The 14701-nt window shown below is 47.4% G+C and carries 13 protein-coding genes; 4 read left to right on the top strand and 9 right to left on the bottom strand.

Going from position 1 to position 14701, the window contains the following annotated elements:
• Positions 1 to 4 precede the first annotated feature (4 nt).
• Positions 5 to 1276, top strand: coding sequence for an ABC transporter permease (locus DWZ67_RS09510; RefSeq protein ID WP_016273403.1), 1272 nt, complete (start codon positions 5 to 7; stop codon positions 1274 to 1276).
• A gap of 4 nt (positions 1277 to 1280) precedes the next feature.
• On the opposite strand, the gene prmA is transcribed toward DWZ67_RS09510, so the two are convergent.
• On the bottom strand, positions 1281 to 2123 hold the full coding sequence (prmA, locus tag DWZ67_RS09505; protein ID WP_120138682.1) for a 50S ribosomal protein L11 methyltransferase: 843 nt from the start codon (positions 2121 to 2123) through the stop codon (positions 1281 to 1283).
• Positions 2124 to 2403: 280 nt separating this feature from the next.
• On the opposite strand from prmA, the gene DWZ67_RS09495 reads away from it, so the two are divergent.
• Together DWZ67_RS09495 and DWZ67_RS09490 are read left to right on the top strand one after the other, a co-directional pair.
• Positions 2404 to 3780 carry a hypothetical protein gene (locus DWZ67_RS09495; protein WP_044468199.1) on the top strand — a complete coding sequence of 459 codons (1377 nt, stop codon included), beginning with the start codon at positions 2404 to 2406 and terminating at the stop codon, positions 3778 to 3780.
• 36 nt (positions 3781 to 3816) lie between these two features.
• Positions 3817 to 5478 (top strand): OmpP1/FadL family transporter, encoded by a 1662-nt coding sequence (locus DWZ67_RS09490; RefSeq protein ID WP_044468198.1) that lies wholly within the window; start codon positions 3817 to 3819, stop codon positions 5476 to 5478.
• 111 nt (positions 5479 to 5589) lie between these two features.
• Here the strand turns inward: DWZ67_RS09490 and DWZ67_RS09485 are convergent, their stop codons facing one another.
• From DWZ67_RS09485 to DWZ67_RS09460, 6 genes are all read right to left on the bottom strand, one after another.
• Positions 5590 to 6495 carry an outer membrane beta-barrel protein gene (locus DWZ67_RS09485; RefSeq protein ID WP_005826629.1) on the bottom strand — a complete coding sequence of 302 codons (906 nt, stop codon included), beginning with the start codon at positions 6493 to 6495 and terminating at the stop codon, positions 5590 to 5592.
• A 20-nt stretch (positions 6496 to 6515) separates the two neighbouring features.
• Positions 6516 to 6986: a DUF4252 domain-containing protein gene (locus DWZ67_RS09480; RefSeq protein WP_005826627.1), complete on the bottom strand. Its 471-nt coding sequence runs from the start codon at positions 6984 to 6986 to the stop codon at positions 6516 to 6518.
• Positions 6987 to 6998: 12 nt separating this feature from the next.
• Positions 6999 to 7457 (bottom strand): hypothetical protein, encoded by a 459-nt coding sequence (locus DWZ67_RS09475; protein ID WP_044468197.1) that lies wholly within the window; start codon positions 7455 to 7457, stop codon positions 6999 to 7001.
• Positions 7454 to 7978, bottom strand: coding sequence for an RNA polymerase sigma factor (locus DWZ67_RS09470; RefSeq protein WP_005826624.1), 525 nt, complete (start codon positions 7976 to 7978; stop codon positions 7454 to 7456). Before DWZ67_RS09470 ends, DWZ67_RS09475 begins: the two co-directional genes overlap by 4 nt.
• Before the next feature lie 124 nt (positions 7979 to 8102).
• Entirely contained in the window at positions 8103 to 8660 is a 558-nt protein-coding gene (locus tag DWZ67_RS09465) for an NADH peroxidase (RefSeq protein ID WP_005826622.1), read from the bottom strand.
• A gap of 26 nt (positions 8661 to 8686) precedes the next feature.
• Entirely contained in the window at positions 8687 to 9121 is a 435-nt protein-coding gene (locus DWZ67_RS09460; RefSeq protein WP_022402095.1) for a Fur family transcriptional regulator, read from the bottom strand.
• Positions 9122 to 9417: 296 nt separating this feature from the next.
• Here DWZ67_RS09460 and DWZ67_RS09455 point away from each other — a divergent pair, with 296 nt between their 5' ends.
• Positions 9418 to 11343 carry an NAD(+) synthase gene (locus DWZ67_RS09455; protein WP_005826617.1) on the top strand — a complete coding sequence of 642 codons (1926 nt, stop codon included), beginning with the start codon at positions 9418 to 9420 and terminating at the stop codon, positions 11341 to 11343.
• 273 nt (positions 11344 to 11616) lie between these two features.
• Here the strand turns inward: DWZ67_RS09455 and DWZ67_RS09445 are convergent, their stop codons facing one another.
• The gene (locus DWZ67_RS09445; protein WP_044467289.1) at positions 11617 to 12447 is read right to left on the bottom strand and encodes a transporter substrate-binding domain-containing protein; all 831 of its coding nucleotides are present in this window, start codon (positions 12445 to 12447) and stop codon (positions 11617 to 11619) included.
• 11 nt (positions 12448 to 12458) lie between these two features.
• Entirely contained in the window at positions 12459 to 14669 is a 2211-nt protein-coding gene (locus DWZ67_RS09440; RefSeq protein ID WP_120138680.1) for a putative porin, read from the bottom strand.
• Positions 14670 to 14701: the final 32 nt, after the last annotated feature.

Raw genomic sequence — 14701 nt, 5'->3', positions numbered from 1 at the left:
AGTTATGTTACAACAAATCATGAATATGCTGTGGAACAGCCGTCGGCACAATCTGTGGATTATGCTGGAACTGGTGGTGATAACGATAGTCAGTTGGGCTGTTCTGGACCCGTTGTTTGTCTTGACATACAACCAGTCCATCCCGAACGGTTACGATGCTGAAGGACTCTACCGTCTGGAGGTGACGCGTAATAAGGCGGATACACTTTCCGTTCCTGCCCGGGACTTTGAACGGATTATGCAGGGATTGCGCCATCACAAGGACATTGAGTCAGCTACATGTGTGCTGTCCGGAGCCTATCCCAGTTCTCCGGGTAATAATATGAATAGAGTTTTTAAAGATTCAGTAGAGGTACGCATGACGTATATTCCCTTTTTTACGAACTCCGGCTTTTTCCGGACTTGGCGTTTCCGTTCGGCTAAGGATGGTGCTTGGGAGACACTTGAGAAGCTGGAAGTTCCCAAAGGCAGCGTGATAATGTCGGAAGATGCCGTCATGTTGCTTTCCGAAGGCAAGGATTTGATCGGGCAAAGCGTGTACAGTACTTATGATTCCACGGAAATTCGTGTTGCAGGAATCATGAAGCCTATTAAAATGCGGAACAGTATGCAACCTTATCTGGTACGCTTGGTTTCCTATGGAAATGAAGAACAGATGCCCTCATGGGCCTTTGATAGCGGGCTGCGTATATTTTTCCGGACAAAGGCGGATGTTTCCGAAGGGCGTTTTATAGAAGAATTCATGTCGTGGGTGGATGATAACCTTTCGTCCGGTTCGTTGGTGTTCACGAAACTGACTCCTTTCCATGAAGTGCAGCGTGAAAGTGATTTGCAGGAAGGAGCTACGAACGAGATACGGATGAAGTATGCTTTGGCCTATTTCTTCATGATAAATTTGCTGTTGGCTGTAAGCGGTACCTTCTGGCTGCATACACGGACTCGCCGCGAGGAAATAGGTATCCGCCTATCCTATGGAGCCTCTCCCGGAGGTATCTGCCGAATGTTGATAGGAGAGGCTTTTATCATGACAACCATAGCTGTCTTTGTCGGTTGTTTCTTGTATTTCCAGTGGGCCTATTATGAAGGATTCTATACGCTGGATGACGGCGTGCCGGGATATGGCGACCTTTACCTGACCAATCATTTCTTTGCACATTTCTGCATCGTATCACTGCTGGTATATGTGGTGATGATGGCGGTGACATGGCTTGGTGTATACATTCCAGCGCACAGTATCAGCCGTATATCGCCGGTAGAAGCGTTACGGGATGAATAAATGCTCATTTTCTGAACTTCACCGCTGCCCATCGGTTCTTCTCACGATGGTGGACAAAGTGCAGTCCGTTACGTTCGGCTTCTTCGCGGATGACGGGAATGTCATCTATGTAGAAACCGCTCATCAACAACTCCGCTCCGGGATTCATGCGAGCTATGTAGTGCTTCATGTCCGCCAGGAGGATATTGCGGTTGATGTTGGCGATAACCATATCAAACGGACCTTTGCTTTTCAGAGAGGAGGCATCGCCTTGGGATACGGCAATGTTGTCCACTCCATTCAATGCTATATTTTCGAGGGAGTTGCGCACGCACCATTCATCTATGTCGATAGCCGTACAAGGAGAGGCTCCACGCATGCGTGCCAGTATGGCAAGGATGGAAGTTCCACAACCCATATCGAGCAGTGATTTGCCTTGCAGGTCACTGTCCAGCAGTTCGCCGATGATGAGGCTGGTGGTCTCGTGGTGCCCCGTGCCGAATGCCATCTGCGGATTGATGACGATGTCATATTCAGCCTGGGGAACATCATTGTGGAAAGTGCTGTGGATGACACAGCGGTCTCCGATGACGATGGGCTGGAAGAAGTTCTTTTCCCATTCTTCGTTCCAGTCTTTATCTTTGGCTTCCACATAGCTGTATGCTATTTGCGTGTCGGGCAGGGGGAAGTCGGCAAGTGCCTCTTTGAGGACGGTTTCGCTATAAAGGTCTTTCTGTATGTAAGCGGTGATGCCGTCGGTCTGCTCGACAAAACTTTCAAAGCCGGCTTCGCCCAAGACGCCGGAAAGTACATCGTTGACTATTTCTGTGCACGGAACGGTGCGGAATGTAAATTCTAAATATTTCATCGGAATATGATTGTTTGTTAAATACAGAACATGATTTTTAGAAGCAAACCAGTTTCTGCGTATATTTGTTTATCTTTCTGCAAAGGTAATGCAAACCGAGGGTAGAATAAAACGAACGTGCTCTTTTTTATCCGGCAGGGACTTTGATTTATTGAATGATAGGGTATTTAGGGAATTCCCTATAAATCTTTGGGGAAAATCTGCTGCATGGGATAAAATCCGGCGTTATCTTTGTGACGTGAAGAAATAGATAAACGTAAAATCCATAGACCAAACTAATATGAAAAAGATTGTTTTTTTATCGCTTTTTGCCTTGTGCCTCCCATGGACACTGGTGGCACAAAGTATAGATGACGACCTTTACTACACTCCTTCCAAGAATAAGGAAGAGAAAAAAGAAGAGGTGAAGCAGGAGAAGAAAGTCGCTGCTCCCGTAGAAGAGATTGTAGTAAAGTCGAATGTACCGACCACTGTCTATTCATCGCCGGGAAGCACTACTGTTGTAGTAAAAGACCGTAAGGGAAACACCCGCGATGTGGACGAATATAACCGCCGTTATGACTCCCGCGACAATGATTTCGTGATGGAGAACGATACCCTTTACATCAATGAAAAAGAAGATGACGGTCTGGACGGCGAATGGGTGAACGGTGAATTTGAAGGTTCGCAGGATGATTACGAGTATGCTACCCGTATCATCCGTTTCCGTAATCCCCGTTATGCCATCAGCATCAGCAGCCCGCTATATTGGGATGTGGTCTATGGCTTGAATTCCTGGGATTGGAACGTGTATACCGACGGATTATATGCATATGCTTTCCCTACATTCACCAACCGCTTGTGGTGGGATTGGCGCTATAACTCTTATGGTTGGGGCGGTTATCCTTACTATGGCTGGGGATGGAACAGCTGGTACGGTCCGAGCTGGAGCTTTGGCTGGGGCGGCTGGTACGGCGGTGGCTGGTGGGGACATCACCATCACTATCATCCCGGATATTATCCCGGTGGCGGTGGTCATTGGGGAGGCGGCCATTGGGGAAATGCATATACCAATAGACGTTCTTATGGTCCGAGCCGTTCTTCTTATGCCGGAAACAGAGTATCGTCCTCTACTTCCCGCCGTTCTTCTACTGTAAATGGAGGGCAGACTGTACGTCGTAGCAGTACTACTTCCGGTCAAGTGAGACGTAGCAGTACCGGTACGTCAACCCGTCGGGTGGTAGGTACAAGAAGTTCGTCTACAGTTCGTTCAAGTTCTTCTGCAACTCGCTCAAGTGTAAACCGTTCGAGTGCGGCTTCTACCCGCCGTTCCACTTACACCCGTCCAAGCAGTACGCGTAGTAGCTCATATAATAGTAGCGTAGAAGGAGTTCGTAGCAGTCGTTCTTCCGGTGTACGCTCTTCTGTTGGAACTTCCACTCGTAGCAGGACTTCATCGACTTATAACAGAGGTTCAAGCGCCGCACCGGCACGCAGCTACTCCAATGACAACAATCGTAGTAGCAGTCGTTCATATTCTGCTCCAGTACGTTCATCCAGTAGCACCCGTTCTTCTTCCAGCTTCTCTTCAGGCAGTAGCTCACGTTCCAGTTACTCCAGTGGTGGTGGCGGTGGTGCCAGTCGTTCCAGTGGCGGCGGTGGTTCCAGAAGACGGTAAGTATAAGTATGTTTTAATCTAACAAGACTAAGAATTATGAAGAAGATAACCATGATAGCCCTTGCTATGTTTACAGCTGTAGGCGCAGGGGCACAGACAATATATGATGCAACGAATATTGCACAGAAGGAATTGAATGGAACCGCCCGTTTTGTCGGAATGGGCGGAGCTATGGGAGCATTGGGTGGTGATATTTCTACCATAGGAACCAATCCTGCCGGTATCGGTATTTATCGTAGCAATGATGCTATGCTTACCTTTGGCTATTCAATGACGGGCACAGAAAGCAATTATGTAGGTAATAAATTTGAAACGAACAAGAACCGCTGGAGTTTTGATAATGCCGGTTTTGTGATAGCTTCGAAGATAGGCAATCATACTCCTTTGCGGTATGTGAATTTTGGTTTTAATTACCACAAATCAAAGTCATTCTATAAGAATATGACGATGCAGGGGTTGATGGGAAGCATAGATAATCAATATGTATCTCAAGTGCGGAGTATGGCGCAGCAGGCTACGGATGCAGCTTATGCGTTCTATCATCGTCCTCAATATGATTACCCGGATCAAGGAGCTTATTTGGACTATGGGCGCAAGGATATTTATCAACATAATTATGCTGGATGGCTGGGGACTATGGGGTATCAAGGTGCACTTGTTCTTGAGGATATAGAAAGTGAGGACTATAATACTTATCCTCCTTATATTCCTTCCGAAGCGGATGCTTATTTCTTGTCGCGTGAGCGTGGCGGTGTTGACCAATATGATTTCAATATCTCCTTCAATATAAATGACCGTTTTTACTTTGGTGTTACTCTGGGTGCTTATGATGTGGATTACAACAAGTATTCCCTTTATGATGAAAAGTATGCCTATACATTGGAAGGAGATACACATGTTTATGATGACGAAGGTTATTCCTTGGAGAGCTTTAATCGTATACATGGTTCGGGTTTCGACTTTAAATTCGGCGCCATTTTCCGGCCGATTGAAGATTCTCCGCTTCGTATAGGTTTAGCTGTGCATACTCCTATCTATTACAAACTGACTTATACTACGGGGGCATTACTGACTTCGGATTTGTATTTGCCTGATGATGCGGGGAATGAACGTCTTACTCGTACAACTGTAGATACTTATTCTGCATTGGGCGGTAGAGACATGGACCGTGACTTTAAACTGCAAACCCCGTGGGTGTTTAACGCCAGTTTAGGCTATACGGTAGGTAATAATCTGGCTTTGGGAGCTGAATATGAATATGAGGATTACTCAAGCATGAAGTTCAAATATCCTGAAGGTGATGAGATGGCATGGGAAACGGGTGAGGCTGACCTCTGTATGAAGGGGGTAAGTACGCTTCGTTTAGGAGCAGAATACAAGCCGATACCTGCTTTCTCTCTGCGTGCCGGTTACAATTACAGTACTGCAGCCTATAAAAAGGATGCTATTAAGGCATTGCCTTCCAATTCTATAAATACAGATACGGATTTTGCCAATAGCAAATCGATGAATACTTTCACTTTAGGTATCGGTTATCGCTTTTCTTCGTTTTATGCGGATTTGGCTTATAAATTCGATACTTATAAATCTGATTTCTATCCGTTTTATAATGATATAAATGGCTTGGTAACACCGCCAACAACGGAAGTTACCAACACTCGCAGTAAAGTGCTATTTACATTGGGCATGCGTTTTTAGAAGAACAATTTTTATTGCAGATAACCTTTCATTGTCAATACCTTAGGGTATAAAAGAACTCCCCGGAATGTACAAATACATTTCGGGGAGTCTTGTGTTATAGGGGAGGGATTACAGATACCATGCCACGCCAAATGAATAGGGAGATACTTCCGGTCCCTTGTCTTTCTGGAATAATCCGTATGTGGAGTAGCGCAGGTAAATGCCGATATTACCATAACCGGCTTGTGCCAGCAGGTTTATGCCGACGGGCTGCACATACATACCTTTGCCTACGGTTTTCTTCTTGCCTCCGTTGATGTGTGAGAATGACTTCACGCTGTGACGTATCTCAAATTCGGGACCGGCATTGAAGAACACTTTGTTTCTTCCCACTCTTTGCTGCCATTCCATCAATACGGGTACACGGAAGAAGAAATGGCGCAGACGGCTTTTATTGTAACTGGTGTCTTCGTTGCCTGCGGTGAAGATGCTGGTTCCGTTTTCCTTCAGCAAGGCATAGTTACCGTCGATATTGAAAGAACGGTATCCCCAGCTGACTCCCAGGTTGATTCCCCAATGCGGGTTCTTCTTGAAGTTGTGATATACGGAGAGGATGTTGAAGCCGAATTCCCATGACTTGGATAAGTCGAGTCCCATCTTGTCGCTTGCTCCGAAGGAAAGGAAGTCGTTAGCCAGCCGGCTGTAGCCAATATACAGACCGGAACAGTGCGGTTCGTAAGCATTGTATCTTCTCTTTTTGGGGATGAATGGCAGGGCGTCGAGGAAAGTGCGCTTGTCTGCATCCACTTTCTCAAGATAGACTCCTTCATAAATTTGTACTTCTTTCTTTTCTCCGTCTTCCAACTGCTCTTCGTACACCTTGATGCGCATGTCTCCTTTTCCTTTCCGGATGATGATGGAGTCGCCTTGTGTCTGTACTGTAGCTTTCTGTTCAGGGTCAGTCTGTTGTTGTGCTGCCATGCGGCCGGCCGGCACAGCAAGCAGGCAGGCCAAAATCATAATTCTGGTTTTCATATCGTATATTGTTTTTAGTGTTATTCCGATTTGTAAAGCATATCCATCATTTCCTTTTCACTGAGCAGACCCTCTATGTAAATCAAAGTGCCCATGGAGTCTTTTCCTATCTTGAAAATGATGTAGCGGTTCAGCTTCTTTCCATTGCGTTCCACCTCTTTCAGTTGGTAATAAGCGCTGCGCAGCACACCGCTTTCCATTACCTCCTGCGCCTTCTTTGCGTTATCTTGCTTGTCGTGTACAATGGCCTGCTGAATTTCCCGGCGATAGGGGGATACATTCTTGAACACAAGGCTCTTGTAGGTAGTCATGCGGTAAGATTTCAGGATACTGCCGTTCAGTTCTACCCTGGTCACGTCCTTTTGCTCGCCATACTTGCTGAATAGGTCGGCTATTTGCAGTCTCTCTTGTGCATGTACAAAGGCTGGCAGGCAAATCAGCAGGGAAAAGAGGCACAGACTACGTATGCAAATCAGTATAGATGTTTTCATAACCTTGTTATATTAGTGTTGAAACAGTAAGTTGCTTAAATCTTCATCCGTGAAGCTGGCGTTCTGCAGGGCTTCTAGTGCTTTGGCTTCCACCAGTTTCTCGTCTGTATACCGCTGGCCGTCGATGACGACATAATTTTCGGGAACATCGGAAAGCGGAAATATAATCTTAGCTACCCCGAGAAGCAGGAGCAATCCGGCGGCAATGCCGCTGACAGCATAGAATGTGCGATAGAGACGGAAAGGCTTCCGCTGTGCGGGTACTTCCTTTGCCGATTCTGTTGTTACGGATTTTTCCTCTGTCGGTTCTGCCATTGAAGTTGCTTCCCGGTTCAGATAAGCGAATAGGGGGCGGTACGTTTGCAGGTGCTCCGGCACTTCCTCTTCGGTAAAGAAACGGCGCAGTTCACGCTCTTCTTCGCAGGAAGTTTCCCCTTCGAAATATTTATCCAGCAGTTCATCTATCTTCATGGCTCATTTCTCCTTTCTTTTCTTTCTTGTATGGTTCGCAGGTAAACGTCTCTCACTTTCTTCCGGGCTCTTGACAGATTGCTGCGGATGGCTTCCGGTCCGCATCCCGTGATTTCGGCGATTTCGTCCGTTTCGTATCCTTCGATGTCCTTCATCCGCATGATGGTGCGTTGAAGATTGGGCAGCGAGTCGATGATTTCGTGCATCAGGTGGATTTCATCTTTGATTTCCAACAGCCGTTCCGGTGTTCCGGTGGGGGATGCCGCCTGCACTATGTCGAGAGATAGGGTGTCGTTGCGTTTGCAGCGCCACATATCTATACAGATGTTGTGCGTCAACGTCATGGCAAATGCTTCGATGCTCCGGTATTGCTCCAGTTCAAGCCTTTTGTTCCATAGCTTGAGCAGTACCTCCTGGACGGCATCTTCTGCATCCTCCGGTTCGTCGGTCAACTTCCGTGCATAGTTCAACAGCTTGGCACGGAGTGGAAGAACGGTTATTTTGAATTCTTTGAGTTCCATTTACACAGATAAGACGAATGGGAAATACAAACGTGACATTGTAAAGTGAAAAAAGTTGGAATAAAAAAAGGGACTTACTAACATTAGCAGTCCCTTTTCTTCACATTACTATAAAAGTATAGGATTATTTCTTGAAATAGCGGTTGTACAGACCTTCGAAACCTTTACCGTGACGGGCTTCGTCCTTAGCCATTTCGTGAACGGTGTCATGGATAGCGTCGAGGTTCAATGCTTTGGCACGGGTAGCGATACGCTTCTTGTCTTCGCATGCACCTGATTCTGCGTTCATTCTCTTTTCGAGGTTTGTCTTGGTGTCCCATACGCAGTCGCCCAGCAGTTCGGCAAACTTGGAAGCGTGTTCTGCTTCTTCCCAAGCGTAACGCTTGAAAGCTTCTGCAACTTCGGGATAACCTTCACGGTCTGCCTGGCGGCTCATTGCCAAGTACATACCAACTTCTGTACATTCGCCCATGAAGTGGTTGTTTAGGTCCTTAATCATTTCGTCGTCGCAACCTTTGGCTACGCCGATTACGTGTTCGTCGGCAAATACCAGCGGGCCGTCAGCTGTTGCTTCTTCAACTTCTACGAACTTGCTTGCGGGAGCTTTACACAATGGGCACTTTTCGGGAGCTGCATCTCCTTCGTATACGTAACCGCATACAGTACATCTAAATTTTTTCATTTTCTCTCAGATTTTAATTAGTTGAATTAGTTATTCTTTGTTGTTCTTAAACGTTCTTCTTCTATGCAATGTTTACAGATTCCTTTATAATAGTAGTGGATTTCCTGCACATCGTGCCCGTCCATATCCATGTCGGCCACTTTCTTGATGTTGTTATTGCACATCAAGTCATAAATCTTTCCGCAACGCTTGCACAAGAAATGACCGTGCGGGCTGGTATCGGCATCATAACATGTGTTACGCTCGTCGATAGTCAGGGTTTGTGCGGCACCTTGCTCGCTCAGTAGTTTCAAGGTATTGTATACCGTTGTTTTAGACAGTGTCGGTATGGAGGGAGACAGTGCCGTATAGATTTCATCCACCGTGGGATGCGTACGATGCTCTATCAAGTAATTCATGATGGCTATGCGCTGTACTGAAGGCTTGATATTATGATTCTGCAATCGTTTTACTACATCCATATAATCTAAAGTTTCAAACTTGTAATTATTACATTTTTAATTCACTTGCAAAGATAGGAAGTTCCTATAATTCTCCAAAAGATTTTTGGAAAATTTTTAGTTGCGGTCATTAAAATTGTTTATATATGTTCCTCTTCTTGTAGGTAGGTTGCCGTATTTTTGTCATAAAAGCGAAGGCAGGATGCACCCGGTTTTAGTCAGTTTCTCGTGCCGATATAGATAAAACGTTTTTCCCTTATCTCTCTTAATCAGAATTTTGCCGTATCTTTGCACCGAATAAATAATATAGCATCCTTATGAATTACGGATATGTAAAAGTAGCGGCGGCTGTGCCCCGTGTCAAGGTGGCTGACTGTAAGTTCAATGCCTCAGAGATTGAAAAAGAGATTATTATAGCCGATGGGAAAGGTGTGCAAATCATTGCTTTTCCGGAGTTGTGCATTACCGGATATACTTGTGGCGACCTCTTTGCCCAGCAACTTCTGCTCGAAGAGGCGGAAATGGGGCTGATACAGATTCTGAACAATACGCGCCAGATGGATATCATTTCGATATTGGGCATGCCCGTTGCACTGAACGGTGTGTTGCTGAATGCGGCGGTTGTCATTCAGAAGGGGAGAGTGCTGGGCGTTGTCCCGAAGACTTATCTTCCCAATTATAAGGAGTTTTATGAGAAGCGCTGGTTTACTTCCGCATGTGATGTGGCAGAAAACAGTGTGCGCCTTTGCGGGCAGATTATTCCGATGGGGAGAGACCTGCTGTTCGAAACGGCAGATACCACTTTCGGAGTGGAGATATGCGAAGATTTGTGGGCACCCATACCGCCCAGTTCCACGCTGGCACTGCAAGGTGCGGAAATCTTGTTCAATCTTTCGGCCGACAATGAAGGTATCGGCAAGCACAATTATCTGCGCTCGCTTATCAGCCAGCAGTCGGCACGGTGCATTGCCGGTTATGTATTCAGCTCATGCGGTTTCGGAGAATCCACTACGGATGTGGTGTTTGCCGGCAACGGACTGATTTATGAGAACGGGACTCTGCTGGCGGCAAACGAACGCTTCTCTTTCGAAGGGCAGGTGGTCATCAGTGAAATTGATGTGGAACACTTGCGTACGGAGCGCCGGGTGAATACGACCTTCGCGGCTTGCCATGCAAATTGTGTTTCGGCCCTTCCGGTACGAATCTCTACGGAGTATGTCAACAGCAGGGATTTGAACCTGACACGTACTTTTGAACCGCATCCATTTGTTCCGCAGGGGATAGCGTTGGACGAACGCTGTGAGGAGGTATTCTCCATCCAGGTGTCCGGACTGGCGCAACGTCTGGTGCATACTAAAGCGAAAAGTGCCGTTATCGGCATTTCGGGTGGACTGGATTCTACGCTGGCGCTGCTGGTTTGCGTAAAGACTTTCGATAAGTTGGGATGGTCCCGCCAGGGTATTGTCGGTGTCACCATGCCGGGATTCGGAACGACCGACCGTACTTACACGAATGCCATCGACCTGATGAACTCCCTCGGTGTGACTGTCCGCGAAGTCAGTATCAAGGAGGCCTGCATACAGCATTTCAAAGACATAGACCATGATGTCCATGTGCACGACGTGGTTTACGAGAATGCGCAGGCACGGGAGCGTACCCAAATCTTGATGGATATTGCCAACCAGACCTGGGGAATGGTTATCGGTACGGGCGACCTTTCGGAACTTGCTTTAGGATGGGCCACTTACAACGGCGATCACATGTCGATGTACGGTGTGAATGCCAGCGTCCCCAAGACTCTGGTGAAGCACTTGGTGAAATGGGTGGCAGAGCATGATATGGACGATGCTTCACGTGCTACCTTGCTCGATATTGTGGATACTCCCATCAGCCCGGAACTGATTCCGGCAGATGAGAACGGTAATATCCAGCAGATTACCGAGGATTTGGTGGGGCCGTATGAGCTTCACGACTTCTTCCTTTATTACTTCCTGCGCTGCGGTTTCCGTCCTTCCAAGATATTTTTCCTGGCAGCACGCACATTCAAGGGGATGTATGATGAAGAAACCATCAAAAAATGGTTGCAGACTTTCTGCCGTCGTTTCTTCAACCAGCAGTTCAAGCGTTCCTGTTTGCCGGATGGTCCGAAGGTGGGCAGTATCTCTCTGAGTCCGCGCGGTGATTGGAGAATGCCGAGCGATGCTTCGTCGGAGATGTGGCTAAGGGAGGTGGAAGGACTCTAATTCTTTACTTCGGGTATGCCGTAATATCGATATGGGTATTTGATGACTGCATCTTGTTTGCATTCTTGCTGCATGTATTTTGCAGTGCGACTGCAAACGTGTTGCAGTATCACTGCATAACTGTTGCAGTCGTACTGCATATCGGTGTGCAGTGCCACTGCAACGGCTTTGCAGTGGCACTGCAAAATGTATGCAGGATTTTGCAGTAATAAGCTGTTGATTGATAACTAGTTGTAAAAGTAGGGATATGCTGCGTGTATGGAAAAGTGCAGCTTAGTTTCGTTTCCCGTAGTATCGTTTGTAGATTTTCTTGTATTCTTTTCCCTTTTTGAAACTATCCAGCCATGTGTTGAGGCTGTCCAGCAGGATAGGGGACTGTTTGCTTACCCCCCAGGAATAGAATTGCGTGAAGCTGATGGCGGTATTGATGTCTATTTGAGGAATGCTGTCGGCTGCGGTACGGGCAATGCTTTCGTCGCATACGGCATAGTCGATGTCTCCATGGGCTACCAAGGCAATCAGTTGTTCGGAACCGTACTTCTCTATTTCCTCAACGTAGATGGTGTCGCCTATCTCATTTCCCAGGTTGCGGATGCGTAGTATGGAAGGGGAGCCTTTCACTACGTGCAGTGTCTTTCCAGCCAGGTCCAGTTGGCTTTTGATGAATAATGACGAGTCGGAAATATTCTCAAGCTTGCGTTGCACCAGCACTTGCTTGTTCAGCACAATAGGGGTGGTAAGCAGCAAGGAGTCTTTCAGCTCACTGGTGGCGAGGATGCCGTAGGCAATCACGTCATATTGCCCGTCGGCCAGGCCTTCCAGCCGCTTGTTGAAGCTCATTTCCGGTGATATGGCCGCTTGCAGCCCGTGGTCGCGTGCAAAAGCTTCTATCAGCTCGTAGTGGAAACCGGACAAGGTGTCATCATCCACATAGAAACTGATGGAGTTGTATTCCGTCGAAGCATGTATGATGCCTTCGGCAGCTATCTCGGCATAATCGCGCGGATGACCTTTCGGTTTCTCTTCTTTCTTGATGAGATAGTGGGCAATGAGAGCCGCTGCAATTCCCAGAAGTGCGTATTTGAGCAGTCTGCTTTTCGTCATACAGTCATCTGTTAGTCATAGAAATTCCATGAGACGCCAATTTTGAACAAGCGCGGATTGATGGGGTAGTGCGGCACCAGGAAGGAATTGGCGCTTCCCATACCCGCGTTGACGTGATACATCATGGCAAAGATACGCGTCCGCTTCAAGTGCAGGTTGGCATATACGTTTACGATGGGGTAACCGCCTATTTCCACCAAATCGTCCGTAGGTTGCAGATGGAACTGCTGGACGCCGGGTGCATAGGCGGGTGCGTTGTACTTGGTGAAGTAACGGACATCGGCACCCAACTGAACGGTCAGCACCTTCTTGGCGAGTTTAGCCAATATGTAGAAGTTATGGTAGAGCGAGAGTTGGGGCAGTGGAAGTACTGTTTCATTGCTCGTCTTCTGCCAGGTCACCTCGTTGTCCAGGTGGAAGACACCAAGGCGGAAGTCTTGTTTCAGCGTGGCAGACAGCACTTGTATGTTGCCTCCGTTCTGTTCGGGCAGGGCGCTTTGGTTGAAGTAAGTGTAGTTCTTTATATTCTCTACACCGGCACGGAGATTGGTTCCCCAATGGGAAATGTTCAGCTCGCCTTCCACACGCGTACGGAATTCTTTGTCCATGTTGTCATTGTCCCAGTTGTAGTGGTTGGAGTGATAATGACGCATATAGAAGGAAGGAAGCGTGTTGCTCACATAACCGCGGGCGTAGAAGTTCACCGTATCTTTCCATAGACGGAAGTTCAGGTCCAGATTGGCGTTGACGCGGAACTGCCCGATGGCTTTGTCTACCAACCCCACTTCACCGTTTACGTTGTAGTGCAGCAGTTTGCCTTCGCGCTTGGCGAGTTCGCCACCCAGGAAGATTTCCTGCTCGGTGTAGCGGATGCGGCGCATGTCGGTAAGTGTGTCCGTATTCATCAGGTCGTACCGGCTGAACTTGTGGGAGATATAAGCCGTAAGTCCGGCTTTGGCGTATTTGTTGAAACCTTCCAGCAAGGCTATTCCGAACACGTTCTTTACACTGAATGCCGTGGTGGAGTCGTTGCTGTAATTCTTGTAAAGCTTGTAGTCTTCCGGGAAGAATCCTTCGGGCTCGCTTCCCGAACGGAATTGGTGCCGCGACCGCTCTACTTTCAAGGTATGGATAAAGCTGGTGACGGGGACGAACTCTTCTTCGAAAAGTGAGTCGTTGTCTGCGGTAGAAACAGACGGCAGGCTGTCATTGGCAGCTGCAAGTGTGCTGACCGATTTTGATGCTATGCTGTCGTTTGGCAATGCTATGTCGTTGTTCGAAGCGGATATTTCGGATTCAGAGGACGGGGAGGATGAAGCTTTGGGTACGGACACCGCCGGTTTGCCTTCTTGTGTGCTCCGTATTCTCCGCGTAAAACCAAGACGATAGCGCTGTGTCAGATAGATATAAAAATCCTTGTTACGGTTGGAACTCTGTTCCAATTTGACCGGAATAGTGGTGGACTCGTACTCTTTCTTTCCTCCGGACATGTTTTCGGGACGGGTGATGTATTGGTCGTCTGCAATACCGCCGTTCTCGTTCATCTTCAGGAAAAAGTTGTTGTAGACTGCTTGTACCTGGTATTTCTCGCCGATATAGCTACCGAACAGACCTGCATTGAAGTGCGAGGTGGACTGGTTCTGGTAATAACCGCGTCCGTACAGATAGTCGATGTTAAAGCCAAATGCCAACTGCTTGTTGACGTTGACGGAGAAATAGGACTTGAAGCGTTCTTCACCGTTCACTTTGTTGCCGGCCTTGTAGTAGGTAAGATTGGTGTAAGGCACATTGCTGTTGGTGAAAAGCACCTGGTCGGGACGTGTGAAAAAACTGGAGAAGGGAGCCATGAAGATGGTAGGTTCGCTTTCCTCCCGTTCGAAGAACAGACGTGAGAGACGTGGAGAACCTAAATTTCCCAAGTAGTTGTAGTGGCCGAACATTCCTTCCACCAGATTGGTGCTCTGGAAGTTGAGGCTGGCTGTGTCGGCAGGTATGATGGTACGGTTGCCCAGTGTCTCACTTAGTTTCCACATGTAAAGCTTGGGCGGAAGACTTTGAATCTCAGTATTGGTACTGTCTTCCAGATTGTCCGGCTGGGTATTCGGGTCAATCTGGTTACCGAACCGGTCGCGATTGTTCATCGGGTTTAAGGTGTTTTGCGCCATAGCCCCCCATATCCCTATAACGGACAGAAATATATATGTCAGTACAATTCGTCTCATAATTAGGCGCAAAGATACAATAAAAAATTATT

Origin of the sequence: Bacteroides sp. AF34-31BH (genome assembly GCF_003602795.1) — a bacterium.
Lineage (GTDB): Bacteria > Bacteroidota > Bacteroidia > Bacteroidales > Bacteroidaceae > Bacteroides > Bacteroides uniformis.
Note: the sequence above shows the minus strand (reverse complement) of the source record. Positions and strands in the feature narration are given on the sequence as shown.

Coding starts and splice junctions, on each gene's coding strand:
- DWZ67_RS09510 (WP_016273403.1), top strand. CDS start 5: ATGTTACAACAAATCATGAATATGCTGTGGAACAGCCGTCGGCACAAT.
- prmA (WP_120138682.1), bottom strand. CDS start 2,123: ATGAAATATTTAGAATTTACATTCCGCACCGTTCCGTGCACAGAAATA.
- DWZ67_RS09495 (WP_044468199.1), top strand. CDS start 2,404: ATGAAAAAGATTGTTTTTTTATCGCTTTTTGCCTTGTGCCTCCCATGG.
- DWZ67_RS09490 (WP_044468198.1), top strand. CDS start 3,817: ATGAAGAAGATAACCATGATAGCCCTTGCTATGTTTACAGCTGTAGGC.
- DWZ67_RS09485 (WP_005826629.1), bottom strand. CDS start 6,495: ATGAAAACCAGAATTATGATTTTGGCCTGCCTGCTTGCTGTGCCGGCC.
- DWZ67_RS09480 (WP_005826627.1), bottom strand. CDS start 6,986: ATGAAAACATCTATACTGATTTGCATACGTAGTCTGTGCCTCTTTTCC.
- DWZ67_RS09475 (WP_044468197.1), bottom strand. CDS start 7,457: ATGAAGATAGATGAACTGCTGGATAAATATTTCGAAGGGGAAACTTCC.
- DWZ67_RS09470 (WP_005826624.1), bottom strand. CDS start 7,978: ATGGAACTCAAAGAATTCAAAATAACCGTTCTTCCACTCCGTGCCAAG.
- DWZ67_RS09465 (WP_005826622.1), bottom strand. CDS start 8,660: ATGAAAAAATTTAGATGTACTGTATGCGGTTACGTATACGAAGGAGAT.
- DWZ67_RS09460 (WP_022402095.1), bottom strand. CDS start 9,121: ATGGATGTAGTAAAACGATTGCAGAATCATAATATCAAGCCTTCAGTA.
- DWZ67_RS09455 (WP_005826617.1), top strand. CDS start 9,418: ATGAATTACGGATATGTAAAAGTAGCGGCGGCTGTGCCCCGTGTCAAG.
- DWZ67_RS09445 (WP_044467289.1), bottom strand. CDS start 12,447: ATGACGAAAAGCAGACTGCTCAAATACGCACTTCTGGGAATTGCAGCG.
- DWZ67_RS09440 (WP_120138680.1), bottom strand. CDS start 14,669: ATGAGACGAATTGTACTGACATATATATTTCTGTCCGTTATAGGGATA.